This window comes from Enterobacter cloacae complex sp. P29RS, from assembly GCF_014893445.1.
Taxonomy (GTDB): domain Bacteria; phylum Pseudomonadota; class Gammaproteobacteria; order Enterobacterales; family Enterobacteriaceae; genus Enterobacter; species Enterobacter intestinihominis.
The window spans coordinates 14,629-38,848 of record NZ_JADBPZ010000032.1 but is presented as its reverse complement, the minus strand read 5'-3'; the positions used below and the strand labels follow the sequence as shown (position 1 = coordinate 38,848).

Annotated in this window: 21 protein-coding genes and 1 other RNA gene; 13 read left to right on the top strand and 9 right to left on the bottom strand. The window is 55.7% G+C overall.

Annotation, left to right across the window (positions count from 1 at the left end):
* Nucleotides 1-2 precede the first annotated feature (2 nt).
* Genes agaE through kbaZ form a run of 4 tightly spaced genes read right to left on the bottom strand, consistent with a single transcriptional unit; the run spans nt 3 to nt 3,461 of the window.
* Entirely contained in the window at nt 3-881 is an 879-nt protein-coding gene (agaE, locus tag IM282_RS20440; protein ID WP_022649494.1) for a PTS N-acetylgalactosamine transporter subunit IID, read from the bottom strand.
* Nucleotides 871-1,650 carry a PTS N-acetylgalactosamine transporter subunit IIC gene (agaW, locus tag IM282_RS20435; RefSeq protein WP_003861730.1) on the bottom strand — a complete coding sequence of 260 codons (780 nt, stop codon included), beginning with the start codon at nt 1,648-1,650 and terminating at the stop codon, nt 871-873. Before agaW ends, agaE begins: the two co-directional genes overlap by 11 nt.
* Before the next feature lie 10 nt (nt 1,651-1,660).
* Nucleotides 1,661-2,134 carry a PTS N-acetylgalactosamine transporter subunit IIB gene (gene agaV / locus IM282_RS20430; protein ID WP_003861728.1) on the bottom strand — a complete coding sequence of 158 codons (474 nt, stop codon included), beginning with the start codon at nt 2,132-2,134 and terminating at the stop codon, nt 1,661-1,663.
* Between the two features lie 19 nt (nt 2,135-2,153).
* Entirely contained in the window at nt 2,154-3,461 is a 1,308-nt protein-coding gene (gene kbaZ / locus IM282_RS20425; RefSeq protein ID WP_032677146.1) for a tagatose-bisphosphate aldolase subunit KbaZ, read from the bottom strand.
* A 239-nt stretch (nt 3,462-3,700) separates the two neighbouring features.
* On the opposite strand from kbaZ, the gene IM282_RS20420 reads away from it, so the two are divergent.
* On the top strand, nt 3,701-4,504 hold the full coding sequence (locus IM282_RS20420; RefSeq protein ID WP_015571958.1) for a DeoR family transcriptional regulator: 804 nt from the start codon (nt 3,701-3,703) through the stop codon (nt 4,502-4,504).
* 107 nt (nt 4,505-4,611) lie between these two features.
* Here the strand turns inward: IM282_RS20420 and garD are convergent, their stop codons facing one another.
* Entirely contained in the window at nt 4,612-6,183 is a 1,572-nt protein-coding gene (garD, locus tag IM282_RS20415; RefSeq protein ID WP_023298704.1) for a galactarate dehydratase, read from the bottom strand.
* Between the two features lie 367 nt (nt 6,184-6,550).
* On the opposite strand from garD, the gene garL reads away from it, so the two are divergent.
* The 11 genes from garL to IM282_RS20360 all read left to right on the top strand — a co-directional run bounded on the left by garL (nt 6,551) and on the right by IM282_RS20360 (nt 20,341).
* Nucleotides 6,551-7,321, top strand: coding sequence for a 2-dehydro-3-deoxyglucarate aldolase (garL, locus tag IM282_RS20410; RefSeq protein ID WP_003862676.1), 771 nt, complete (start codon nt 6,551-6,553; stop codon nt 7,319-7,321).
* A 21-nt stretch (nt 7,322-7,342) separates the two neighbouring features.
* The gene (gene garR, locus IM282_RS20405) at nt 7,343-8,233 is read left to right on the top strand and encodes a 2-hydroxy-3-oxopropionate reductase (RefSeq protein WP_063150245.1); all 891 of its coding nucleotides are present in this window, start codon (nt 7,343-7,345) and stop codon (nt 8,231-8,233) included.
* Between the two features lie 56 nt (nt 8,234-8,289).
* On the top strand, nt 8,290-9,435 hold the full coding sequence (gene garK, locus IM282_RS20400; RefSeq protein WP_022649489.1) for a glycerate 2-kinase: 1,146 nt from the start codon (nt 8,290-8,292) through the stop codon (nt 9,433-9,435).
* 32 nt (nt 9,436-9,467) lie between these two features.
* An RNA gene (gene rnpB, locus IM282_RS20395) (RNase P RNA component class A) lies at nt 9,468-9,844 on the top strand.
* Nucleotides 9,845-10,516: 672 nt separating this feature from the next.
* Entirely contained in the window at nt 10,517-11,437 is a 921-nt protein-coding gene (tdcA, locus tag IM282_RS20390) for a transcriptional regulator TdcA (RefSeq protein ID WP_126504249.1), read from the top strand.
* A 96-nt stretch (nt 11,438-11,533) separates the two neighbouring features.
* Nucleotides 11,534-12,523 carry a bifunctional threonine ammonia-lyase/L-serine ammonia-lyase TdcB gene (gene tdcB / locus IM282_RS20385; protein ID WP_023298701.1) on the top strand — a complete coding sequence of 330 codons (990 nt, stop codon included), beginning with the start codon at nt 11,534-11,536 and terminating at the stop codon, nt 12,521-12,523.
* Between the two features lie 9 nt (nt 12,524-12,532).
* Entirely contained in the window at nt 12,533-13,864 is a 1,332-nt protein-coding gene (gene tdcC, locus IM282_RS20380; protein WP_063150244.1) for a threonine/serine transporter TdcC, read from the top strand.
* Between the two features lie 30 nt (nt 13,865-13,894).
* Complete coding sequence (gene tdcD / locus IM282_RS20375; RefSeq protein ID WP_192970770.1) at nt 13,895-15,103, top strand: propionate kinase; 1,209 nt, start codon at nt 13,895-13,897, stop codon at nt 15,101-15,103.
* Between the two features lie 15 nt (nt 15,104-15,118).
* Nucleotides 15,119-17,413, top strand: coding sequence for a formate C-acetyltransferase (pflB, locus tag IM282_RS20370; protein ID WP_192970769.1), 2,295 nt, complete (start codon nt 15,119-15,121; stop codon nt 17,411-17,413).
* 274 nt (nt 17,414-17,687) lie between these two features.
* Nucleotides 17,688-19,019: an amino acid permease gene (locus IM282_RS20365; RefSeq protein WP_192970768.1), complete on the top strand. Its 1,332-nt coding sequence runs from the start codon at nt 17,688-17,690 to the stop codon at nt 19,017-19,019.
* A 20-nt stretch (nt 19,020-19,039) separates the two neighbouring features.
* Nucleotides 19,040-20,341 carry a serine dehydratase subunit alpha family protein gene (locus tag IM282_RS20360; RefSeq protein ID WP_163347188.1) on the top strand — a complete coding sequence of 434 codons (1,302 nt, stop codon included), beginning with the start codon at nt 19,040-19,042 and terminating at the stop codon, nt 20,339-20,341.
* A 102-nt stretch (nt 20,342-20,443) separates the two neighbouring features.
* Here the strand turns inward: IM282_RS20360 and IM282_RS20355 are convergent, their stop codons facing one another.
* Nucleotides 20,444-21,145 carry a pirin family protein gene (locus tag IM282_RS20355; protein WP_022649481.1) on the bottom strand — a complete coding sequence of 234 codons (702 nt, stop codon included), beginning with the start codon at nt 21,143-21,145 and terminating at the stop codon, nt 20,444-20,446.
* A gap of 104 nt (nt 21,146-21,249) precedes the next feature.
* Here IM282_RS20355 and IM282_RS20350 point away from each other — a divergent pair, with 104 nt between their 5' ends.
* On the top strand, nt 21,250-22,152 hold the full coding sequence (locus IM282_RS20350) for a LysR family transcriptional regulator (RefSeq protein ID WP_038416772.1): 903 nt from the start codon (nt 21,250-21,252) through the stop codon (nt 22,150-22,152).
* A 47-nt stretch (nt 22,153-22,199) separates the two neighbouring features.
* Here IM282_RS20350 and IM282_RS20345 read toward each other — a convergent pair whose 3' ends face one another.
* The 3 genes from IM282_RS20345 to IM282_RS20335 form a co-directional block, all read right to left on the bottom strand.
* Nucleotides 22,200-22,565, bottom strand: a complete 366-nt coding sequence (locus tag IM282_RS20345) for a DUF805 domain-containing protein (protein ID WP_023307037.1) — start codon at nt 22,563-22,565, stop codon at nt 22,200-22,202.
* Nucleotides 22,566-22,671: 106 nt separating this feature from the next.
* Complete coding sequence (locus IM282_RS20340) at nt 22,672-23,658, bottom strand: glutathione S-transferase family protein (RefSeq protein WP_192970767.1); 987 nt, start codon at nt 23,656-23,658, stop codon at nt 22,672-22,674.
* A 72-nt stretch (nt 23,659-23,730) separates the two neighbouring features.
* Nucleotides 23,731-24,123, bottom strand: coding sequence for a DoxX family protein (locus IM282_RS20335; RefSeq protein ID WP_032626373.1), 393 nt, complete (start codon nt 24,121-24,123; stop codon nt 23,731-23,733).
* Between the last annotated feature and the right edge of the window lie 97 nt (nt 24,124-24,220).

The following is a 24,220-nucleotide window of genomic DNA, read 5'->3' as shown; positions in this document are numbered from 1 at the left end:
TTTTACAGGAAGTGACAGAATTTACCGACAACGCCCAGCACCACGGTGATACCAATCAGGCGCAGCGGGCTCCAGCCACGGCGTACCAGCCAGAACATGGTCAGGGTGTAGACCAGCGGCAGAAAGGCGGGCATCAGTTTGTCGATCACGTCGGTTTGCAGTTTGACGACCGCATCCCCGGCTTTAATCTCGAGTGTGGTATTCAGGCGCACATAGGTTGCCACCAGCGCACCAATCACCGTCATCCCGACAATGGACGCAGCATGACCAACCTTTTTGGTGTTGGCCTTGATCAGCGGGATCGCGGCGACACCCATCCGGTAGGCATAGTGCGCCAGACCAAAACGCAGGCCGAGATGCACCACGTTAAACAGCACGATAAAGACCACGGCGCCAAGAATGGATCCCTGTAGCGCCAGGCTGGCGCCAATCCCCCCGCAGATGGGCAGCAGGGTCAGCCAGAACATGGCGTCACCAATGCCACCGAGCGGTGCGCCGACGGCAATTTTAGTGCTCTGGATGCTGTTCACATCCTGCTTGGAACGCTCCATTGCCAGAATAATGCCGATGACGAAGGTCACCAGGAACGGGTGGGTGTTGAAGAAGCCCATATGGCCTTTCATGGCGCGCGCCAGGTCCCGCTTATTGGTGTGGATCTTTTTCAGCGCGGGCAGTAGCCCATACAGCCAGCCGGAGGCCTGCATACGCTCGTAGTTAAACGAGGCCTGTAGCAGCATGGAACGCCAGGCGACACGGTTAATATCCTTTTTCGTTAGCTCAGCGCCAATACTCTGGTCTTCGTAGACGTTTTCATTCACGCCGGTCAGCAGCGTCTCTTCACTTTCAGACACGCCCGGCAGGGTGGTTGGATTAGATGCCATCTTCAAATTCCTCTTTCTGGGCCGCAGGCGCCGTGGGTTCAGGCGATTTGCGCAGCAGGTCGATCAGCGCCATCGCCAGCGCAGCCGCGGCAATCGCCAGCACCGGGAGTTTCAGCCAGGCCGCGGCGACAAAGCCGATAATGAAGTAAGGGATGTAAACGTTTTTCATCATGATCTTCAGCAGCACGGCGAAGCCGATAGCTGGCATGATACCGCCCGCGACGCCCAGACCGTCGATCAGACGTTCCGGCAGCACGTCAATGGCGGTTTTCGCATGTTCAGCCCCGAAGTAGATGGGCAGAAACGCGCACAGGAAGTAGAAGACGCCGAGCGCCAGCAGTGCCAGATAGTTGACCCGTTCAATACCACGGGTGTCTGCGTTAGCCGCCATGCGATCGCAGCGGGACATCACGCCGGACATCACCGAGAAGAGGAAAGTGATCCCCATCTGAACCGCCACGGCAAACGGCACGGCGACCCCAACCGCGACATCCGGTTTCACGCCTGTGGTAATAGCAAATGTGGTGCCAACGATGGTGCCGATAATCACGTTTGGCGGCTGCGCACCCGCCAGCGGCGCGAGACCCATCCAGACCAGTTCTAACGTACCGCCGGTCAGAATTCCGGTGTGCAGATCGCCCAGAATCAGGCCAACCAGTGGCCCGAGCACCACCGGACGGTGCATGTGTGTTAAGCCGTTAAACATATCCAGGCCCGCGATAAAGGCGAGAAGCCCCAGCGCGAAAGCCTGCAACAGACTGATTTCCATTGTGAATCCCTCAGAGCAGTTTAAAGAGATCCAAAGCAGTCTCTGTTGGAACGCCCTGAACGAAGCATTCCACTCCGGCCGCCTTCAGGCCGTTAAACGCGGCGATATCGTTCGCGTCTACAGATACCGTTTTGGCAATTTGCTGTTTGCCACTGGCGTAATGCATATTTCCGACGTTGATACGGGTGATGGGCACGCCGCCCTCGACCAGCGTTAAAAAATCAGCCGGTGTTTTACAGACCAGCAGAATTTTCTGCCGATCGGCGGCGCGATGAATGTTGTCGATCACTTTTTGCAGGGACCAGAAACGCACGGCGATGCCTTCCGCAAGCACCATCTCCATCAGGTTTTGCTGAACCGGATCGTCTGCAACCTCGTCATTTGCCACCAGCACCAGGTTCGCCCCCGCAAACCCCACCCACTGTACGCCCACCTGACCGTGGATCAGGCGTTCATCAATGCGGCATAAGACAATGTTTGGCATAGCGTTTTCCTCTTTTTAATTATGCGTGTTGAGTCGTTACGCCTTCGCAGGCGGCATGGTACTGCTGGAGTATGTCCTGAATGTGGTCGAGAATGAGCTCCCGTGGTGTGGACCTGAGAGCACCCTCGCGAACTTTGCTGTACTGCAACGGCAGATACTGGCTGATCAGCGGCAGCGGGATCGGTTCATCCGCCAGGTTGCGTACCAGTCGCTCAAAAGCCTCGTCAATCTGGCTGTCTGGCCAGTAATAGCGCACGCGGTCGGAATAGCTGTAACCGCGGGCCAGGCGACGGGCATTGCCGTCGCCGTGATAGTGGCTTTGCCAGTATTCCGGGCGATCGAGCATCACGTTTTCCAGGACGTGACGCAGTCCTGAGCAGGCTTTTGCCGGCAAAAGCTCTTCTTCAATTGCAGCCAGGGAGAACAGCGCTTCGCGCAGCGCGAAGGTTAGCGCAGGGCCGACTTTCAGAATGGCGAAGTGATCTTTCACCAACTGGCGCAGCGCCTGCGGCGTCTGGTAATCGGTAGAATGTGCCTCAAATACGAGCGTGTCGTAGGCTTCAACCATCTTGCTCAGTGCGACGGCTTTATGCGGTTGATAGTCACAAACGTGCGCATGGTCGAACTCAACGCCAGGCTGAACCACCAGGCCAATAATGCGCGGCCAGATGTCGCTTAACCCTTCCTTCTCGAATGCGTGGCGGTGTGCCTCAAGCGTGGCACGTGCCGCCTCTGGTGTGGTGACCTCAAGCTCGGTCAGCGTTTCGTGTGCCCCACCGGGAACCGGAACTTCCGTGCCGATAACGTAGACCAGATCCGCTACGCCAAATTGCTCGAGACAGGTGGTTTCGGCAATTTTAGCCAGCCGAGCGGCACGCCCGGCAACGATTGCATCGGTTAAAGGAACCGGATCGTCTTCGCAGGACATGCTGCAATCGAGGTGAATTTTTTTAAATCCGGCCGCCACGTAGCTTCTGATCAGATCGTCGGCGTTCGCCATCGCCTGCAAAGCTGGCAGGTTTTGCCAGCGGTTTGGACCTAAATGATCGCCGCCAAGGATCAGCTGTGAGGTGGGGAAACCGAGGGATCCCGCCAGATTGCAGACAAACCCATAAAAATCGGCGGGCGTCATACCGGTATAGCCGCCAAATTGATCCACCTGGTTTGAGGTGGCTTCAATCAGCAGAGGCGTCTGTTGTGAATGGGCGTAACGAATTGCAGCTTCAAGTACCAATGGATGTGCGGAACAGACGGCGTAAATCCCGTTTGTATTCCCCCGTTTATGTTGTTCCACCATTTCTGTCAGATGTTTCACTTTCCTCTCCATTTCGGATGGTGTTGGTATTCATCTTTCGTTTTGTTTCATTTGATACTGCATTATGGTGGGGTAAAAATAAAACGAAAGATAATAGTTTTCCGATCTGTTTCACAAAAGAAACATAATGAAAGGTTTCAGCGGCGGTTAAGCTTGCGTTTGCTCACCATACAGGGCTTGCATTCCCTCAAAAGAAAGGCGTTAATAAGCAAAACGAAATGAAACGAAAGTTTATTTACTAAGGAGCTCGTATGAGCAGCACCGATTCATCCGCAGAGAAGCGCATCACCGGCACCAGTGAAAGGCGAGAGCAGATCATTCAGCGGTTGCGGGCGCAGGGAAGCGTGCAGGTTAACGATCTTTCTCTTTTATACGGCGTGTCGACGGTGACGATCCGTAACGATCTGGCCTTTCTGGAAAAGCAGGGGATTGCCGTTCGCGCTTACGGCGGCGCGCTGATTTGCGAAGGCAATGCCCCCGGCGTGGAGCCGTCCGTTGAGGACAAAAGTTCCCTTAATACGGCTGTGAAGCGCAGCATCGCGCAGGCGGCGGCTGAACTGGTGAAGCCGGGTCACCGCATTATTCTGGACTCCGGCACCACGACCTTTGAAATTGCTCGCATGCTGCGCCAGCATACCGATGTTATTGCCATGACCAACGGGATGAACGTGGCAAACGCGCTGCTGGAAGCGGAGGGCGTAGAGCTGCTGATGACCGGCGGGCACTTGCGCCGTCAGTCGCAGTCCTTCTATGGTGACCAGGCGGAGCAGTCCTTACAGAATTACCATTTTGACCTGCTGTTCCTGGGCGTCGATGCCATCGATCTCGATCGGGGGGTGAGTACGCACAACGAGGATGAAGCCCGTCTGAACCGGAAAATGTGCGAGGTGGCGGAGCGTATTATCGTTGTCACTGATTCCAGCAAGTTTAACCGTTCAAGCCTGCATAAAATCATTGATACTCAGCGGATCGACATGATTATCGTTGATGAAGGTATTCCGGCGGAAAGCCTGGAAGGGTTACGCAAAAGCGGGATCGATGTGGTGCTGGTCTAAAGAGGCTTTTCCCCTCACCCTAACCCTCTCCCCATAGGGGAGAGGGGACTGCTCGGTGCGGTTTTTTTACCCTCTCCCCGGTGGGGAGAGGGCAGGGTGAGGGGCCATCACGTCACCGGTGCCGGGTTAAACACCGCCAGCGAGTTATGCAATCCCCATTGATCGGAGAAGGTTTTCTTCCGCCCGCTTGCCACATCCAGAATGAAGTGGAACAGCTTCCAGCCCACCTCTTCAATACTCTCTTCCCCGGTGGCGATGGTGCCCGCGTTGATATCCATTAAGTCATACCAGCGGTTTGCCAGCTCGGTGCGGGTCGCCATTTTGATCACCGGTACCGCCATCAGGCCGTACGGCGTGCCGCGTCCGGTGGTAAAGACCTGTACCGTAATGCCGGATGCTACCTGCTGGGTGCCGCACACGAAATCACTGGCAGGCGTTGCCGCGTAGATCAGACCGCGTTTGGTTGGTCGCTGGCCAGGTGAGAGCACTTCCACAATCGCGCTCTGGCCGGATTTGGCAATCGACCCGAGGGCCTTTTCCACCACGTTTGCCAGGCCGCCTTTCTTGTTACCCGGAGACGGGTTGGCGCTGCGGTCGGTTTTGCCCATGTCGAGATAGTTATCGTACCAGGCCATCTCCTCCAGCAGGCGTTTGCCCACCTCTTCGTTGACGGCGCGCGGCGTGAGCAGGTGGATAGCATCACGCACTTCGGTGACTTCGGAGAACATCACCGTGGCGCCGCAGCGCACGAACAGATCGGAGGCATAACCTACCGCCGGGTTAGCGGTGACGCCGGAAAACGCATCGCTGCCGCCACACTGTGTCCCAACCACCAGTTCAGAGGCCGGGCAGGTTTCACGCTGACGTTTGTTCAGCTTCTCCAGATGGCGCTCTGCCACCTGTAAAATGTCGTCGACCATCGATCTGAAGCCGACATGGTGTTCATCCTGAAGACGCACAATACTGGCCTCGTCAACCGGAATGGCTTTCACATCCTCAGTACCCTGCAACAGGCGTTCTGGCTGCAATTTTTCACAGCCGAGGCCAATCACCATCACCTCGCCGCCAAAGTTCGGGTTAAGGGCGATATTGTGGATCGTGCGGATCGGCACGACCGCTGCGGGCGCGTTGATCGCCACGCCGCAGCCGTACAGGTGGTTAAGACCCACCACGCCGTCAACGTTGGGGTATTTCGGCAGCAGATCGCGCTCAATAATTTTCACCACGTAATCCACGACACCCGCCACGCAATGCACGCTGGTGGTGATGCCAAGCAGGTTTTTGGTTCCCACGCTGCCATCCGCGTTGCGGTAACCTTCGAAGGTATAACCCTCCAGCGGAGGTAACGGCTCAGGGACGCGGGTAGCCAGCGGCAACGTCTCCAGCGGCGGGGCGGTGGGCAGCTCAACCAGCGACTCCTCAATCCAGCTACCCTGCGGGATAGCGCGCACCGCATAGCCGATGACTTCGCCGTAGCGCACGATTTCGCCCTGCGCCGGGATATCGACCAGTGCGACTTTATGCCCCTGCGGAATGTGCTCAATCAGCTCCAGCCCGTCCGGGAACCGGGTACCCGCTTTTAAGCCATTGTCGTTGACAATAATCGCCACGTTATCGGTATCGTGCACTTTTATATAGAACGCCGTCGGCGCCGCCTGTCGAATTTCAATATCGGCCATTGTTCACTCATCTCCAGCAAAATATCTGATACTAAATATAGCCAGATGGTTAATCGTTTCTTATTGAGGAAATAAAGAATGTCAGGAGAGGAAAAGTGAGAATGTGATCGCGATCGCTCCCGAAACACTAATCGTTGATTCTGTGCATCAGCGCCCACTGCATTGGGCATATGCTCAAAATAGCGTGCTAACCCCGTTGGATAATTGAGCATTGAGACAATGTGCTGCCGGGTGGTGACGATTATACTGAATGACGATTTTATAAAGCCAAAATTCAGTCAGGAAAATAAATATAACGCTGACGCTGAGTCGGAATAAATAAGAAAAGCTACTGGCTAAAACTGCGGAATTAAAAAAGGTATACGTAATGAGTAACGACATCTTCCCGAATAAATTTAAAGCGGCCCTTGCGGCGCATCAGATTCAGATTGGCTGCTGGTCTGCGCTGGCCAACCCCATCAGCACCGAAGTGCTGGGCCTGGCCGGATTCGACTGGCTGGTGCTGGACGGCGAACATGCGCCAAACGATATCAACACGTTTATTCCGCAGCTGATGGCGCTGAAAGGCAGCCACAGCGCGCCGGTGGTGCGTGTACCTACCAACGAGCCGGTGATCATCAAGCGTCTGCTGGATATCGGCTTCTACAACTTCCTGATCCCGTTTGTTGAAACGGAAGAAGAAGCGGTGCTGGCCGTAGCTGCCACCCGCTATCCGCCGGAAGGGATCCGCGGCGTGTCTGTCTCGCACCGCGCCAACATGTTTGGCACCGTGCCGGACTATTTCGCCCAGTCCAACAAGAACATCACCATTCTGGTTCAGATCGAGAGCCAGCAGGGGGTCGATAACGTCGACGCCATTGCCGCGACCGAAGGTGTCGACGGTATTTTCGTCGGCCCGAGCGATCTGGCGGCCGCCTTTGGTCATCTGGGCAACGCCAGCCACCCGGACGTGCAGCGAGCAATCCAGCACATTTTTGCCCGTGCCAAAGCGCACGGTAAACCGTGCGGCATTCTGGCGCCGGTGGAAGCTGATGCCCGCCGCTACCTGGAGTGGGGCGCAACGTTTGTCGCCGTCGGCAGCGACCTCGGCGTATTCCGCGCCGCCACGCAGAAATTAGCAGACGCTTTTAAAAAATAACCATCATTGAGGAAATAGATTATGACGCTGAAAGTGGGTTTTATTGGCCTGGGTATCATGGGCAAACCAATGAGCAAAAACCTCATCAAAGCAGGTTACTCACTGGTGGTTTTAGATCGTAATTCAGACGCGGTGGCAGAAGTGATTGCGGCTGGCGCAGAAACGGCGACAACTGCAAAAGCGCTCGCCGAGCAGTGCGACGTGATTATCACCATGCTGCCAAACTCCCCGCACGTGAAAGAGGTGGCGCTGGGTGAGAACGGCATTATCGACGGCGCGAAGCCGGGTCTGGTGGTGATCGACATGAGTTCTATCGCGCCGCTGGCGAGCCGCGAAATCAGCGAGGCGCTGAAAGCGAAAGGCGTGGAGATGCTGGATGCGCCGGTCAGCGGCGGCGAACCGAAAGCCATCGACGGTACTCTGTCGGTAATGGTGGGGGGCGATAAAGCCGTGTTCGACAAATACTACGACCTGATGAAAGCCATGGCTGGCTCCGTGGTGCATACCGGTGAAATTGGCGCAGGCAACGTCACCAAGCTGGCAAACCAGGTGATTGTGGCGTTGAACATCGCGGCCATGTCCGAAGCACTGACGCTGGCCACCAAAGCGGGCGTTAATCCGGATCTGGTCTATCAGGCCATTCGCGGTGGTCTTGCGGGCAGCACCGTGCTGGATGCCAAGGCACCGATGGTGATGGATCGTAACTTCAAACCGGGCTTCCGCATCGATCTGCACATTAAAGATCTGGCGAATGCGCTGGATACCTCCCACGGCGTGGGCGCGCAGTTGCCGCTGACTGCCGCCGTCATGGAGATGATGCAGGCGCTGCGTGCGGACGGTCTGGGCACCGCCGATCACAGCGCGTTAGCGTGCTATTACGAAAAGCTGGCGAAGGTTGAAATTGCTCGCTAATGACGTCCCGCCCGGTGGCGTTACGCTTACCGGGCCTACGGCTCAGGCATACAACTATGAAAATCGTAATCGCGCCAGACTCTTATAAAGAAAGCCTGTCTGCCACTGAGGTGGCGCAGGCGATAGAAAAAGGATTTCGGGAAATTTTCCCGGACGCTCATTACGTGTCTGTTCCCGTTGCTGACGGCGGAGAAGGTACGGTTGAAGCGATGATCGCCGCGACGCAGGGCACCTGGCAGCAGGCTGTCGTCACCGGCCCGTTAGGGGAAAAGGTGAAGGCCAGCTGGGGGATCTCGGGCGACGGTACCACCGCGTTTATCGAGATGGCCGCCGCCAGCGGCCTGGTACTTGTTCCTCCCGCGCAGCGTAACCCGCTGGTCACGACGTCGCGCGGGACGGGGGAGCTGATCCTCCGCGCGCTGGATAAAGGCGCGCGCAACATCATTATCGGTATCGGCGGGAGCGCAACCAACGATGGGGGCGCGGGTATGATGCAGGCGCTGGGCGCGAGGTTTACGGATGCGAACGGGACGGAGATCGGCTACGGCGGCGGCAGCCTGATGGCGCTGAACCGTATTGATATTTCTGATCTTGATCCGCGTCTTCAGGGGTGCGCAATCCGCGTCGCCTGTGACGTGACGAATCCGCTGGTCGGTGAAAGCGGCGCGTCGCGTATCTTTGGCCCGCAAAAAGGCGCCACGGAGGAGATGATCCTCGAACTCGACGCCAGTCTTAGCCACTACGCCAACGTGATCAAAAAATCGCTGCGCATTGACGTCAACCCGGTTCCGGGGGCAGGAGCGGCGGGCGGCATGGGCGCGGCGCTGATGGCCTTCCTGGGCGCTGAGCTGAAAAGCGGCATTGAGATTGTCACTCAGGCGCTCAATCTTGAAGAACATATTCACGACTGCACGTGGGTGCTGACGGGAGAAGGGCGCATCGACAGCCAGAGCATTAATGGCAAAGTGCCCGTCGGCGTGGCGAGCGTCGCCAAAAAATACCATAAGCCGGTGATAGGGATTGCCGGAAGTCTGACGCAGGATGTGGGTGTGGTGCATCAGTACGGCATCGACGCGGTGTTCAGCGTATTGACCCGCATCGGTTCACTGGAAGAGGCGTTCCAGGGAGCGTACGACAACATTTACCGCGCCTCGCGCAATATCGCGGCCACATTGCAGGTAGGCATGCGTAGCCAGGGGTGACAGCGGCGCGCAAACCCTCTATACTGCGCGCCGAAGCTGACCAGACAGTCGCCGCTTCGTCGTCGTCCCTTTCGGGGGAGACGGGCGGAGGGGAGGAAAGTCCGGGCTCCACAGGGCAGGGTGCCAGGTAACGCCTGGGGGGGAAACCCACGACCAGTGCAACAGAGAGCAAACCGCCGATGGCCCGCGTAAGCGGGATCAGGTAAGGGTGAAAGGGTGCGGTAAGAGCGCACCGCGCGGCTGGTAACAGTCCGTGGCACGGTAAACTCCACCCGGAGCAAGGCCAAATAGGGGTTCACATGGTACGGCCCGTACTGAACCCGGGTAGGCTGCTTGAGCCAGTGAGCGATTGCTGGCCTAGATGAATGACTGTCCACGACAGAACCCGGCTTATCGGTCAGCTTCAACTTCTTACGAAACCCCGCTTCGGCGGGGTTTTTGTTTTCTGAAGGTTGCATGCCGGGTCAGCGAAGCGCCAAACGACATCAATTCTCAATTTTGCGACGCCAAGCACATTTCACTGCTTTACCGATTATGCGTTCCTTTCATCTGCTGCGCATGATCGTAATCACAAAATTTAGCGCTATAAAATTAGAAAATTTTAGTGTTGAACAGATGTTGTGAATGTTGACTCAGTGATGCTGAATGTTATTCATTTGATAATTTAATATTGAATCTAAAAACATTCTTCTGGTGAATGTGTGATATATCCCACTCTTTAACCGGAAGCTGAGAAAATATTCCTGATAAAGTTGATAAACCACAAAAATGTTTTAAAAGAATAATGATGGTTTATTAACCTTTAATTGCCTGAAAGATAGTCTTTATTAATATTGTCAAGGCAAAAAAATTCATGCTGGTTATTGCCATAAAATAAATTTATTACCGCGGATTTTGTTGATCAATATCAGCGTAATTGCGTATTTTTAGCTATCTAACTGTTTGAATAATAAGATTATAAATCGATTTTAAATGTGGTTGTAAAAAGGGCATCCTGGCAAATTGTGAGTAACAGCACATACCCCCTGAAACAATATTGGGTAGAATCCGCTGCGTCATAGGGAAATAAGCGCAGAATATTATGAATACTATTATTCTACCGAAAACACAGCACCTCGTGGTATTTCAGGAAGTCATCAAAAGTGGCTCTATAGGTTCTGCTGCAAGACAACTGGGGCTAACGCAACCTGCCGTCAGCAAAATCATCAGCGACATCGAATCTTACTTTGGGGTGGAAGTGATGGTGCGTAAAAACACCGGCGTAAAACTCACTGCCGCCGGTCAGGTGCTGCTGTCCTACGCTGAGTCGATCACCCGCGAAATGAAAAACATGGTGAGCGAGATCAACAGCCTCAGTTTCAGTACCGTCATGGACGTCTCCTTCGGCTATCCGTCGCTGATTGGCTTCACCTTCCTGTCCGGGATGATCAAAAAATTCAAGGAAGTGTTCCCGAAAGCGCGCGTCTCAATGTATGAAGCGCAGCTCTCTTCATTCCTGCCCGCCATTCGCGATGGCCGGCTGGATTTCGCCATCGGCACGCTGAGCGACGGGATGCAGCTTCAGGATCTTCACGTTGAGCCACTGTTTGAATCTGAGTTTGTGCTGGTGGCGAGTAAATCACGAACGTGCACCGGCCCGACCAGACTGGCATCGCTCACGCATGAGCAGTGGGTGATGCCGCAAACCGATATGGGCTACTACAACGAACTCCTGACCACCCTGCAAGACAACCACATCAGCATTGAAAACATCGTCCAGACCGATTCCGTCGTCACCATCTATAACCTTGTTCTCAATGCCGATTACCTGACGGTGATCCCCCGTGACATGATTGCGCCATTCGGCTCGGACCAGTTTATTGTCCTGCCGGTGGAAGATGCATTACCCGTGGCGCGTTATGCCGCCGTGTGGTCAAAAAATTACAGTATTAAAAAATCGGCGTCAGTATTAGTTGAACTGGCAAAACAATATTCGTCGATGAATATCGAAAAACGACGATAGAAATAATGATGATTTAAAAGACCCGGCGCGACGCTTTTTAACGCTCTGATACCCTGACTTTGCCTGAAAACAATGAATTATTATAACGAGGATATTATGCACATTACTTACGATCTCCCGGTGACCATTGACGATATTCAGGACGCCAGAAAAAGACTGGCGGGAAAGATCTATAAAACCGGTATGCCGCGCTCAAATTATCTGAGCGAACGGTGTAAGGGTGAGATATTCCTGAAATTTGAAAATATGCAGCGTACCGGTTCGTTTAAAATACGTGGGGCGTTTAATAAATTAAGCTCGCTGACCGATGCGGAAAAACGCAAGGGCGTGGTTGCCTGTTCCGCAGGGAACCACGCGCAGGGGGTGTCGCTCTCCTGCGCCATGCTCGGCATCGACGGCAAAGTGGTAATGCCTATGGGCGCGCCGAAATCCAAGGTGGCCGCCACGCGCGACTACTCCGCCGAAGTAGTGCTGCACGGCGAGAACTTTAACGACACTATCGCCAAAGTGAGCGAAATCGTCGAGATGGAAGGGCGCATTTTTATCCCGCCTTACGACGATCCGAAAGTGATCGCCGGTCAGGGCACCATCGGCCTGGAAATCCTCGAAGATTTATACGACGTGGATAACGTGATTGTTCCCATCGGCGGTGGTGGTTTAATTGCCGGTATTGCGACAGCAATTAAATCCATCAACCCAACTATCAATATTATCGGCGTGCAGTCTGAAAACGTGCACGGAATGGCGGCGTCGTATCAGACCGGTGAAATAACGAACCACCGCATTACCGGCACATTAGCGGACGGCTGCGACGTGTCTCGCCCGGGTAATTTAACCTTCGAAATCGTTCGTGAACTGGTTGACGACATTGTGCTGGTCAGCGAAGACGAGATTCGCAACAGCATGATCGCGCTTATTCAGCGAAATAAAGTGGTTACGGAAGGTGCTGGCGCGCTGGCGTGCGCGGCGTTATTAAGCGGCAAGCTGGACCACTATATTCAGGGCCGTAAAACCGTCTGCATTATTTCCGGTGGCAATATTGATCTCTCCCGTGTTTCCCAAATTACCGGCTTCGTTGACGCATAAAGGTGACCTATGAGCAACACAGAAAGCATTATCGTTGGCCAGACAAAAACGTCCTCCTGGCGTAAATCGGATACCACCTGGACGCTCGGCCTGTTTGGTACCGCCATTGGCGCTGGCGTGCTGTTCTTCCCCATCCGCGCAGGCTTTGGGGGGTTGATCCCTATTTTGCTGATGCTGGTTCTGGCGTTCCCCATTGCCTTTTACTGCCACCGCGCACTGGCGCGTCTGTGTTTGTCCGGCAGTAACGTCTCCGGCAACATCACCGAAACGGTGGAGGAGCATTTTGGTAAGACCGGCGGGGTGGTGATCACCTTCCTCTACTTCTTTGCTATTTGCCCGCTGCTGTGGATTTACGGCGTCACCATTACCAACACCTTTATGACCTTCTGGGAAAACCAGCTCCAGATGCCTGCCCTGAACCGCGGCGTGGTAGCGCTGTTCCTGCTGCTGCTGATGGCCTTTGTGATCTGGTTCGGTAAAGACCTGATGGTGAAGGTGATGAGCTACCTGGTGTTCCCGTTCATCGCCAGCCTGGTGCTGATTTCTCTCTCGCTGATCCCGTACTGGAACTCAGCGGTGATCGACCAGGTTAACCTGAGCGATATCGCCTTCACCGGTCATGACGGCATTCTTGTCACGGTGTGGCTGGGGATTTCCATTATGGTCTTCTCCTTCAACTTCTCGCCTATCGTCTCCTCGTTTGTGGTCTCCAAGCGCGAAGAGTACGAGCCGGAGTATGGTAAAGAATTCACCGAGCAGAAATGTTCCAAAATCATCGGTCGCGCCAGCCTGCTGATGGTGGCGGTGGTGATGTTCTTCGCCTTTAGCTGCCTGTTTACGCTCTCTCCGCAGAACATGGCGGACGCCAAAGCGCAGAACATTCCGGTGCTCTCTTACCTGGCGAACCACTTTGCGTCGATGTCAGGCAGTAAATCCACGTTCGCCACGGTGCTGGAGTACGGCGCGTCCATCATCGCGCTGGTCGCTATCTTTAAATCCTTCTTCGGTCACTACCTGGGCACGCTGGAGGGGCTGAACGGCCTGATCGTTAAGTTCGGCTACAAGGGCGACAAGAAGAACGTCTCCGTGGGCAAGCTGAACACCATCAGCATGGTCTTCATCATGGGCTCCACCTGGATTGTGGCCTATGCCAACCCGAACATTCTGGACCTTATTGAAGCCATGGGCGCGCCAATTATCGCCTCTCTGCTGTGCCTGCTGCCGATGTACGCCATCCGCAAAGCACCGGCGCTGGCGAAATACAAAGGCCGGACCGAGAACATCTTCGTAACCGTGGTCGGCCTGCTGACCATTCTGAACATCGTGTACAAACTGTTTTAAACCAAAGCTCAGGAAGAGCGGAGCCATACCATGATTGAGTTTCCGGTAGTACTGGTCATTAACTGCGGATCGTCCTCTGTTAAGTTTTCGGTGCTGGACGCCGCAGGCTGCGATGCCCTGCTGACGGGCATTGCGGACGGCATCAACACAGAAAAAGCCTTTATTTCCGTGAATGGGGGTGAGCCAGTCAGACTGGCTCATCAGGACTACGAAGGGGCGCTGGCCGCCATCGCCCTGGAGCTGGAGAAGCGCGACCTGATGGGCAGCGTGGCTTTGATTGGCCATCGCATTGCCCACGGCGGCGATCTCTTCAGCGAGTCGACCCTGATCACGGAAGAGGTGATGGAGCAGATCCGCCAGGTCTCCCCGCTGGCGCCGCTGCATAACTACGCTAACCTGAGCGGCGTGGAAGCCGCAGAGCGACTCTTCCCCGGGGTGCAGCAGGTGGCGGTATTTGATACCAGCTTCCACCAGACCATGGCGCCGCAGGCGTATCTGTACGGCTTGCCGTACCGCTATTTTGAAGAGCTGGGCGTGCGCCGCTACGGCTTCCACGGCACCTCTCACCGCTACGTGGCGGCGCAGGCGCACGCGCTTCTCGGGCTCTCCGCCGAAGACAGCGGCCTGGTGATTGCCCATCTCGGCAACGGGGCGTCCATTTGCGCGGTGCGTAACGGCAGAAGCGTGGACACGTCCATGGGGATGACGCCGCTTGAAGGACTGGTGATGGGCACACGCTGTGGCGACGTAGATTTTGGCGCGATGGCGTGGATTGCCCGGCAGAGCGGCCAGACGTTCGAGGATCTGGAGCGCGTGGTCAATAAAGAGTCCGGGTTGCTGGGGCTCTCCGGCATCTCCTCCGATTTGCGCGTGCTGGAGAAAGCCTGGCATGACGGCAACGAGCGGGCGCGGCTGGCGATAAAGACCTTTGTCCACCGCATAGCGCGGCATATCGCCGGTCATGCCGCGTCCCTGCACCGTCTGGATGGCGTGGTGTTTACCGGCGGGATCGGTGAGAACTCTGTGCTCATACGCGCGCTGGTGGTGGAGCACCTGAAGGTGTTTGGCATCATCCTCGACGAGTCCAAAAATGCCCTGCCGGGCAGCGCGGGCGAGCGCGTGATCTCCACCGAGTCGTCCCGCGCGGCCTGCGCGGTGATCCCTACCAATGAAGAAAAAATGATCGCACTGGACGCCCTCCGTCTTGGGAAGGTTACTCCGGCTGCGGCTTACGCCTGATAAAGCGAGAATCTGATGAAAGTAACAATCGATACGGGCGTCGCGCCTTACAGCGACGCATGGGCCGGGTTTCGCGGTGAAGAATGGAAAAACGCCGTTAACGTGCGCGATTTTATTCAGCATAACTACACCCCTTATGAAGGCGATGAAGCTTTCCTCGCGCAGGCGACGCCAGCAACGACGGCGCTGTGGCAGAAGGTGATGGTCGGCATTCGTCAGGAGAATGCTACTCACGCTCCGGTGGATTTTGACACCAACATCGCCACTACTATTACCGCGCACGGGCCGGGCTATATTGATCAGGAGCTGGAGACGATCGTCGGCCTGCAAACCGACAAGCCGCTCAAGCGCGCCCTGCATCCGTACGGCGGGATCAACATGATCGGCAGCTCGTTCGAAGCCTACGGTCGCGAGATGGATCCGCAGTTTGAATATCTCTTCACAGACCTGCGCAAAACCCACAACCAGGGCGTGTTTGACGTTTACTCCCCGGAGATGATGCGCTGCCGCAAATCGGGGGTGCTGACCGGTCTGCCGGACGGCTACGGGCGCGGACGCATCATCGGCGACTACCGTCGCGTGGCGCTGTACGGCATCAGCTATCTGGTGCGCGAGCGTGAACTTCAGTTCGCCGATCTCCAGGGGAAACTGGAGCGCGGAGAAGATCTGGAGGACACGATCCGCCTGCGCGAGGAGCTGGCGGAGCACAAACGTGCGTTGCTCCAGATCCAGCAGATGGCGGCGAACTATGGCTTTGATATTTCACGTCCGGCGATGAATGCGCAGGAAGCGGTGCAGTGGGTCTACTTTGCCTACCTTGCCGCAGTGAAATCCCAAAACGGCGGGGCGATGTCGCTGGGGCGCACGGCCTCGTTCCTCGATATCTACATTGAACGCGACATGCAGGCAGGAAGGCTGAACGAGGTGCAGGCCCAGGAGCTGATCGACCACTTCATCATGAAGATCCGCATGGTGCGCTTCCTGCGCACGCCGGAGTTCGACACGCTCTTCTCCGGCGATCCGATCTGGGCCACGGAAGTGATCGGCGGCATGGGGCTGGATGGCCGTACGCTGGTGACCAAAAACAGCTTCCGCTATCTGCATACCCTGCACACCATGGGGCCTGCGCCGGAGCCAAACCTGACGATCCTCTGGTCCGAACAGCTGCCGATCGCTTTCAAGAAATACGCCGCGCAGGTCTCGATCGTCACCTCCTCGCTGCAATACGAGAACGATGATCTGATGCGTGCCGACTTTAACAGCGACGACTACGCCATTGCCTGCTGCGTCAGTCCGATGGTGATCGGCAAGCAGATGCAGTTCTTCGGCGCACGCGCCAACCTGGCGAAAACGCTGCTGTACGCGATTAACGGCGGGGTGGATGAGAAGCTGAAGATCCAGGTGGGGCCGAAAACCGAGCCGCTGCTGGATGAGGTACTGGATTACGACACCGTAATGGCGAGCCTCGATCACTTCATGGACTGGCTGGCAGTGCAGTACATCAGTGCGCTGAATCTCATTCACTACATGCATGATAAATACAGCTACGAAGCCTCGCTGATGGCGCTGCACGACCGGGACGTTTACCGCACCATGGCCTGTGGCATTGCCGGACTGTCGGTGGCGGCGGATTCCCTGTCAGCCATCAAATACGCCACGGTAAAACCGGTGCGCGACCACACCGGTCTGGCGGTCGATTTCGTCATCGAAGGCGACTATCCGCAATACGGCAACAACGACGATCGCGTGGACAGTATCGCCTGCGATCTGGTTGAGCGCTTTATGAAGAAAATCCAGGCGCTGCCGACGTACCGCAACGCCGTGCCGACGCAGTCGATCCTGACCATCACCTCCAATGTGGTTTACGGGCAGAAGACCGGCAACACGCCGGACGGACGTCGCGGCGGTACACCGTTTGCGCCTGGCGCCAACCCGATGCACGGGCGCGACAGAAAAGGAGCGGTGGCGTCGTTGACCTCGGTCGCCAAGCTGCCGTTCACCTATGCCAAAGACGGGATCTCCTACACCTTCTCCATCGTGCCGCAGGCACTGGGCAAGGACGAGCTGGTGCGCAAAACCAACCTTGTCGGGCTGCTGGACGGGTACTTCCACCACGAAGCGACCATCGAGGGCGGGCAGCACCTGAACGTCAACGTGATGAACCGGGAGATGCTGCTGGATGCCATCGCCCATCCGGAGAACTATCCGAACCTGACGATCCGCGTTTCAGGCTATGCGGTGCGGTTTAACGCTCTGACGCGCGAGCAGCAGCAGGACGTGATTTCGAGGACGTTTACGCAGGCGATCTAACACAGGCCCCATCTTCAGCCTCCTCAGATGAGGAGGCTTTTAATTTTGTGAACACCGTCAATTTTAGAAAACTCGCTCTCTTTTCTGCTATCCCGAAGTAATATTTTCCTCTTGCCTTAGGAAATCCCTATAAAAGTTGTGACTTTTTTCTCCCGCGCTCCGGATATGATCTCCCCATACCAATAACTCACACCTGCACCCTCTGACTCGCAATCGCTGGCGATCGGAACCTTATAAAAACAAATCGTTACCCTACAAAATAAGCGAGTGCCCAATGAATATGGCAACAAACAGCAGTGTGATTGTGAGTGATTCCCCTGCGGCAAGGCGGGCGGGAATGAGCGAAAGCGAATGGCGAGAGGCGATTAAATTCGACAGCACCGATACGGGCTGGGTCATCATGAGTATTGGGATGGCTATCGGCGCGGGCATTGTTTTTCTTCCGGTGCAGGTTGGATTAATGGGGCTATGGGTATTTTTACTCTCGTCGATAATTGGTTATCCGGCCATGTACCTGTTCCAGCGCCTGTTTATTAATACGCTGGCGGAATCACCGGAATGTAAAGACTATCCGAGCGTTATTAGCGGATATTTAGGCAAAAACTGGGGCATCTTATTGGGTGCACTTTATTTCGTGATGCTGGTGATCTGGATGTTTGTCTATTCGACGGCCATTACCAACGACAGCGCATCCTATTTACACACCTTCGGCGTAACCGACAGTTTGCTCTCGGAAAATCCGTTCTACGGCTTATTCCTGATCTGCATTCTGGTCGCCATTTCGTCGCGCGGTGAAAAGCTGCTGTTTAAAGTCTCCAGCCTGATGGTGCTGACCAAATTATTTGTGGTGGCGGCGCTGGGGCTTTCGATGATTGGCCTCTGGCATTTAGCCAACGTCGGCATGCTGCCGCCAATGGGGCTGCTGATTAAAAACGCCATTATTACGCTGCCTTTCACCTTAACCTCCATTCTGTTTATTCAGACATTAAGCCCGATGGTGATTTCCTATCGTTCAAGGGAAAAATCCGTTGAGGTGGCGCGTCATAAAGCGCTGCGGGCAATGAATATCGCCTTTGGTGTGCTGTTTGTGACGGTCTTTTTCTACGCTGTCTCCTTCACCCTGGCGATGGGGCACGACGAGGCGGTAAAAGCCTACGAGCAGAATATTTCCGCCCTGGCAATCGCAGCACAGTTTATCAGCGGTGACGGCGCGGGCTGGGTCAAAATCGTCAGCGTAATCCTCAATATTTTCGCTGTGATGACCGCGTTCTTTGGCGTCTATCTCGGCTTTCGTGAGGCGACGCAGGGCATTGTGATGAACATCCTGCGCCGCAAAATGCCGGCGGAGAAAATCAATGAAAATGCCGTCCAGCGCGGGATTATGCTGTTCGCCATCCTGCTGGCCTGGAGCGCGATTGTGTTAAACGCGCCGGTGCTGAGCTTCACTTCCATCTGTAGCCCTATTTTCGGGATGGTGGGCTGCTTAATTCCGGCGTGGCTGGTCTACAAAGTGCCCGCACTTCATAAATATAAAGGCGTATCGCTGGTGATTATTGTAATTACCGGGCTGCTGCTTTGTGTTTCTCCTTTCCTCGCCTTCTCATGAGGTTAAATAAGGTCGTAACGATGTCTGAGCAAATTAATCCTTTATGGAACCATTTTATTCGCGCGGTGCAGGAAGAGGTAAAGCCTGCGCTGGGCTGTACCGAACCCGTCTCGCTGGCGCTGGCGTGCGCGATGGCTGCCGGACAGCTTGACGGTGAGGTGACGCGTATCGAGGCGTGGGTATCGCCGAACCTGATGAAAAACGGGCTTGGTGTAACGGTGCCCGGTACCGGTATGGTCGGTTTACCCATCGCGGCCGCGCTGGGCGCGATTGGCGGTAACGCGCATGCCGGACTGGAGGTGTTGAAAGACGCGTCGTCCGAGGCGCTAACGCGCGCCAAAGCACTGCTGAACGCGGGTCTGGTGCAGGTAAAATTGCAGGAGCCGTGCGATGAGATCCTCTATTCACGTGCCTGCGTTTACGTCGGTGAATCCTCGGCGATGGTGACCATCGCTGGCGGGCACACTCGCGTGGTGGAGGTAGTTTGTCAGGGCGAAACGCGCTTCAGGCTTGACGATAATCAGAACCAGAACAGCGACGATCCGCTGGAGGTGCTCTCGACCACCACGCTGTCGCAGATCCTTGAGTTTGTGGAACAGGTGCCGTTCGACGCGATCCGCTTTATCCTCGATGCGGGACGGCTGAACGATGCGCTCTCCCGCGAAGGTTTACGTGGCAACTGGGGGTTGCATATTGGTGCGACGCTCAATAAACAGCGCACACGCGGATGGATGGCGCAGGATCTGGGTTCAGACATTGTTATCCGCACCAGCGCAGCCTCGGATGCCCGCATGGGGGGCGCGACGCTGCCGGCGATGAGCAACTCGGGTTCCGGGAATCAGGGCATCACCGCCACCATGCCAGTGGTGGTGGTGGCTGAGCACGTTCAGGCCGATGACGAACGGCTGGCGCGGGCGCTGATGCTCTCGCACCTGTCGGCGATCTATATCCATTACCAGCTTCCGCGCTTGTCCGCGTTGTGCGCGGCGACAACGGCCGGAATGGGGGCCGCCGCAGGGATGGCGTGGCTGATGGGCGGTTCTTACCAGACTATTGCCATGGCGATCGGCAGTATGATCGGCGACGTCAGCGGGATGATCTGTGACGGGGCGTCTAACAGTTGCGCAATGAAGGTCTCGACCAGCGTCACCAGCGCCTGGAAAGCCGTGATGATGGCGCTGGATGATACTGCCGTGACGGGCAACGAGGGGATTGTGGCGCACGACGTGGAGCAGTCGATCGCGAACCTGTGCGCGCTGGCGTGCCGCTCGATGCAGGCAACGGACCGGCAGATTATTGAGATTATGGCGAGTAAGGTGTAAAAATTTCCCCTCACCCCAACCCCTCTCCCCATAGGGGCGAGGGGCTCGATCGTTCCCTCTCCCCTTTGGGGAGAGGGCTAGGGTGAGGGGCGAGTCTGTTCTTTAAACCGGCAAATCAATCAGCAGCGCGCGCAGCGGCGTATCCGCCACCAGGGTGATATTCGCTTCATCACGAATAAACGCACCGTCTCCGCAGGTGAGCGCCTCTTTCTCTTCCGCGTGCGTCACCGCATGCACCGTTCCGTGAATGGACTGCAGATAGGCGCGCGGGCCATGAAGCTGGAAGCTTGCCTGTTCACCTTTTTTCAGTTCGATATGGTGCAGCCACACCTGCTGGCGTAACTGCAGGCTGCCTTTGCTGCCGTCTGGCGAGGCAATCAGCTGCTGTTTATCGCCCTTCAGATCGATTTTTTGCACCAGCGGATTTTCCCGCTCCGGACAGGCATCCAGCCACAGCTGCATGCGGGTCAGCGTTTTGTCTTTGCTGAGGTTATGCTCGCTATAGCTAATACCCGGCTGCGTGGAAATTAACAGCGCCTCGCCAGCCTTCGCCTGGACATGATTGCCCTCGCTATCGCGGTATTCTGCCTCGCCTTCCAGGATCAGGTTCAGGATATCGACTTTCGGGTACGTGCGCGGCTGGAAGGACGCGCCCGGGGCGAGCACTTCCTGGTTCAATACGCGCAGTGAAGCGTAACCGAGAAGTTTAGGGTCAAAGTAGTGTCCAAAGGAAAAGGTGTAGCGGGCCTGCAACCAACCGAAATCGGCTTGTCCGCACTGTTTCGCTGTTCTTGTCGTAATCATAAACTTGACCTCTCTTTACACTAAATCAATGGTAAAGGTATGGACGCTGCATTGTTAGCCAGATATTCTGCCCGGTATGTTCAAATTTCCTGAATGAGAACGAGATGGCTAAAGAGAGAGCATTGACGCTTGAGGCGCTTCGCGTCATGGACGCGATTGACAGGCGCGGCAGTTTTGCCGCGGCGGCAGATGAACTGGGGCGCGTTCCGTCTGCGCTGAGCTATACCATGCAAAAGCTGGAGGAGGAGCTGGATGTTGTGCTCTTCGATCGCTCCGGTCATCGAACAAAATTCACCAACGTTGGGCGGATGCTGCTGGAGCGCGGCCGCGTATTGCTGGAAGCGGCGGATAAACTGACGACCGATGCCGAAGCGCTGGCCCGCGGCTGGGAAACCCATCTGACGTTAGTGACCGAAGCGCTGGTGCCCACCGAGGCGCTGTTCCCGCTGGTGGACAGACTGGCCGCGAAAGCCAATACCCAGCTGTCGATCATCACCGAGGTACTGGCCGGGGCGTGGGAGCGTCTTGAGACGGGCAGGGCGGATATCGTCATTGCGCCGGATATGCATTTCCGCTCATCGTCAGAAATTAACTCGCGCAAACTGTACAGCGTGATGAACGTCTACGTCGCTGCGCCGGGTCACCCGATCCATCATGAGCCGGAACCGCTCTCTGAGGTCACGCGCGTGAAATACCGCGGCGTGGCGGTGGCGGATACCGCGCGCGAGCGCCCGGTGCTAACGGTGCAGTTGCTGGATAAACAGCCGCGTCTGACGGTGACGTCGCTGGAAGATAAGCGTCAGGCGCTGCTGGCGGGGCTGGGCGTGGCGACCATGCCGTATCCGTTCGTCGAAAAGGACATTGCAGAGGGACGGCTGCGCGTTGTCAGCCCGGAATACACCAGCGAAGTGGATATTATTATGGCGTGGCGTCGTGACAGCATGGGCGAAGCCAAATCATGGTGTTTACGCGAAATTCCGAAGCTTTTCACGCAATATAATAAATAAAATCGTAATTTGTAGGCCCGGTAAGCGAAGCGCCACCGGGCTTTTTTTTATGCGCAGATCTTCGGATCCGGACCAAAGCGGTTTTCTCCCGGCGTTCCGCTCTGACAGTTGAAAATCAAAATCACGATCCAGCCGACAAGCGGGATCAACAGCAACAGCAGCCACCACGCCGAACGATCGGTGTCGTGGAGACGACGAAACAGTACGGCCCATGAAGGCAGCAGAACTAACACACCATAAATGGTGGTGAGAATGCCTTCACCCCCCTCGCGTTCCCAGCCGAGGATCTTGTCCACAATGCCCAGCACCATAATCAGGACGAAGTTCACCAGAACGAACATCCAGTACTCTTTACGGCGGGCACGGCCACCAAATCCAACGTAGTTGCGCAGTACCTTTAAATACCAGTCCATTTTTCCTTGCCTCTTAGTCAGTCAATCACTTGTTTTCTAAGCGATCGAGGTAAGGATAGATGTATGCCGTGAATTAAAAAAGGGAATCAATTGATTCCCTAAATAATTATCCGAAACGCACGTCGCGCCCGTGCGGTTCATCCAGGTCCTGCCACGGGCCAATGGAGATAATGCCCGTTGGGTTGATGGTCTTATGACTGCGGAAATAATGGGTGCGAATATGCTCAAAATTGACCGTCTCCGCAATACCCGGCATCTGATAGATGTCGCGCAGGAAACCGTGCAGGTTCAGATAATCGCTGATGCGATGCTTGTCGCACTTGAAGTGGGTGACATACACCGGATCGAAGCGGATCAGCGTCGTCCACAGGCGGATGTCTGCTTCAGTGAGGCGATCGCCCGTTAAATAACGATGCTGGCCGAGGATCTGCTCCAGACGTTCCAGGGATCCAAACACGTTGCCGACCGCTTCGTCGTACGCTTCCTGACTGGTGGCAAAACCGGCTTTATAGACGCCGTTGTTGACGTTGTCGTAGATCCAGCCGTTCAGCTCGTCAATTTTCTCGCGCAGCTCAACCGGATAGTAATCCCCGGCGCGGGCGCCGTGCGCGTCAAACGCGGTAATGAACATGCGAATGATTTCAGCGGATTCATTGCTGACGATCGTCTGGTTTTTCTTGTCCCACAGCACAGGCACCGTTACGCGTCCGGTGTAGTGCGGATCGGCGCGCAGATAGAGCTGATACAGGAAATCGTGATGATAAAGCTCATCACCCGTCGCGGCCGGGAAGTCACTGTCGAACGTCCAGCCGTTTTCCAGCATCAGCGGGTTGACCACCGAAACCGGAATTAGCGATTCGAGACCTTTAAGTTTGCGCACAATCAGCGTGCGGTGCGCCCACGGACAGGCGAGAGAAACATACAGATGATAACGATCTTTCTCCGCCGCAAAGCCCCCTTCGCCACTCGGGCCGGGCGCGCCGTCGGCGGTCAGCCAGTTACGGAAGGCCGAAACAGAGCGCTTAAAGCGTCCACCGGTGGATTTGGTGTCATACCAGACATCCTGCCAGACGCCGTCTACGAGTTGTCCCATTTTTTACTCCTCCGTCAGATAGCAAAAGCGAGGAGATGTCTCCTCGCTTTGAATTTAATCAGTATAGCGTGCTTACCACTTCTTATTCAGAAGACGGTCGATGCTGTAGGCGCCCGGACCCGTGATAGCCAGCAGCAGGAAGCCACCTGCGATGGTCAGGTTTTTCATGAACATCAGGGAGTTCACGCCTTCCGCAAAGTTGCTGTGGAAGATGAACGCGGTCAGCAGGGTAAAGCCTGCGGTGAACAGCGCTGTGGTGCGGGTCAGGAAACCGAACAGCACTGCCAGGCCGCCGCCGAACTCAAGCAGGATGGTCAGTGGCAGCAGGAAACCCGGTACGCCCATCGCTTCCATATACTGCTGAGTGCCCGCATAGCCGGTAATTTTGCCCCAGCCTGCGGTGATGAACAGCACAGGCATCAGAATACGCGCTACCAATACACCAACATCATCTAATTTTTTCATTTTACTCTCCAGGAAACCACATCAGCGGCTAAACGTTATTTGCGTGCAAATTCGGGTAGATACCGCGTCTTTGCTGTCGATGGAGAGGAGTGTAAAC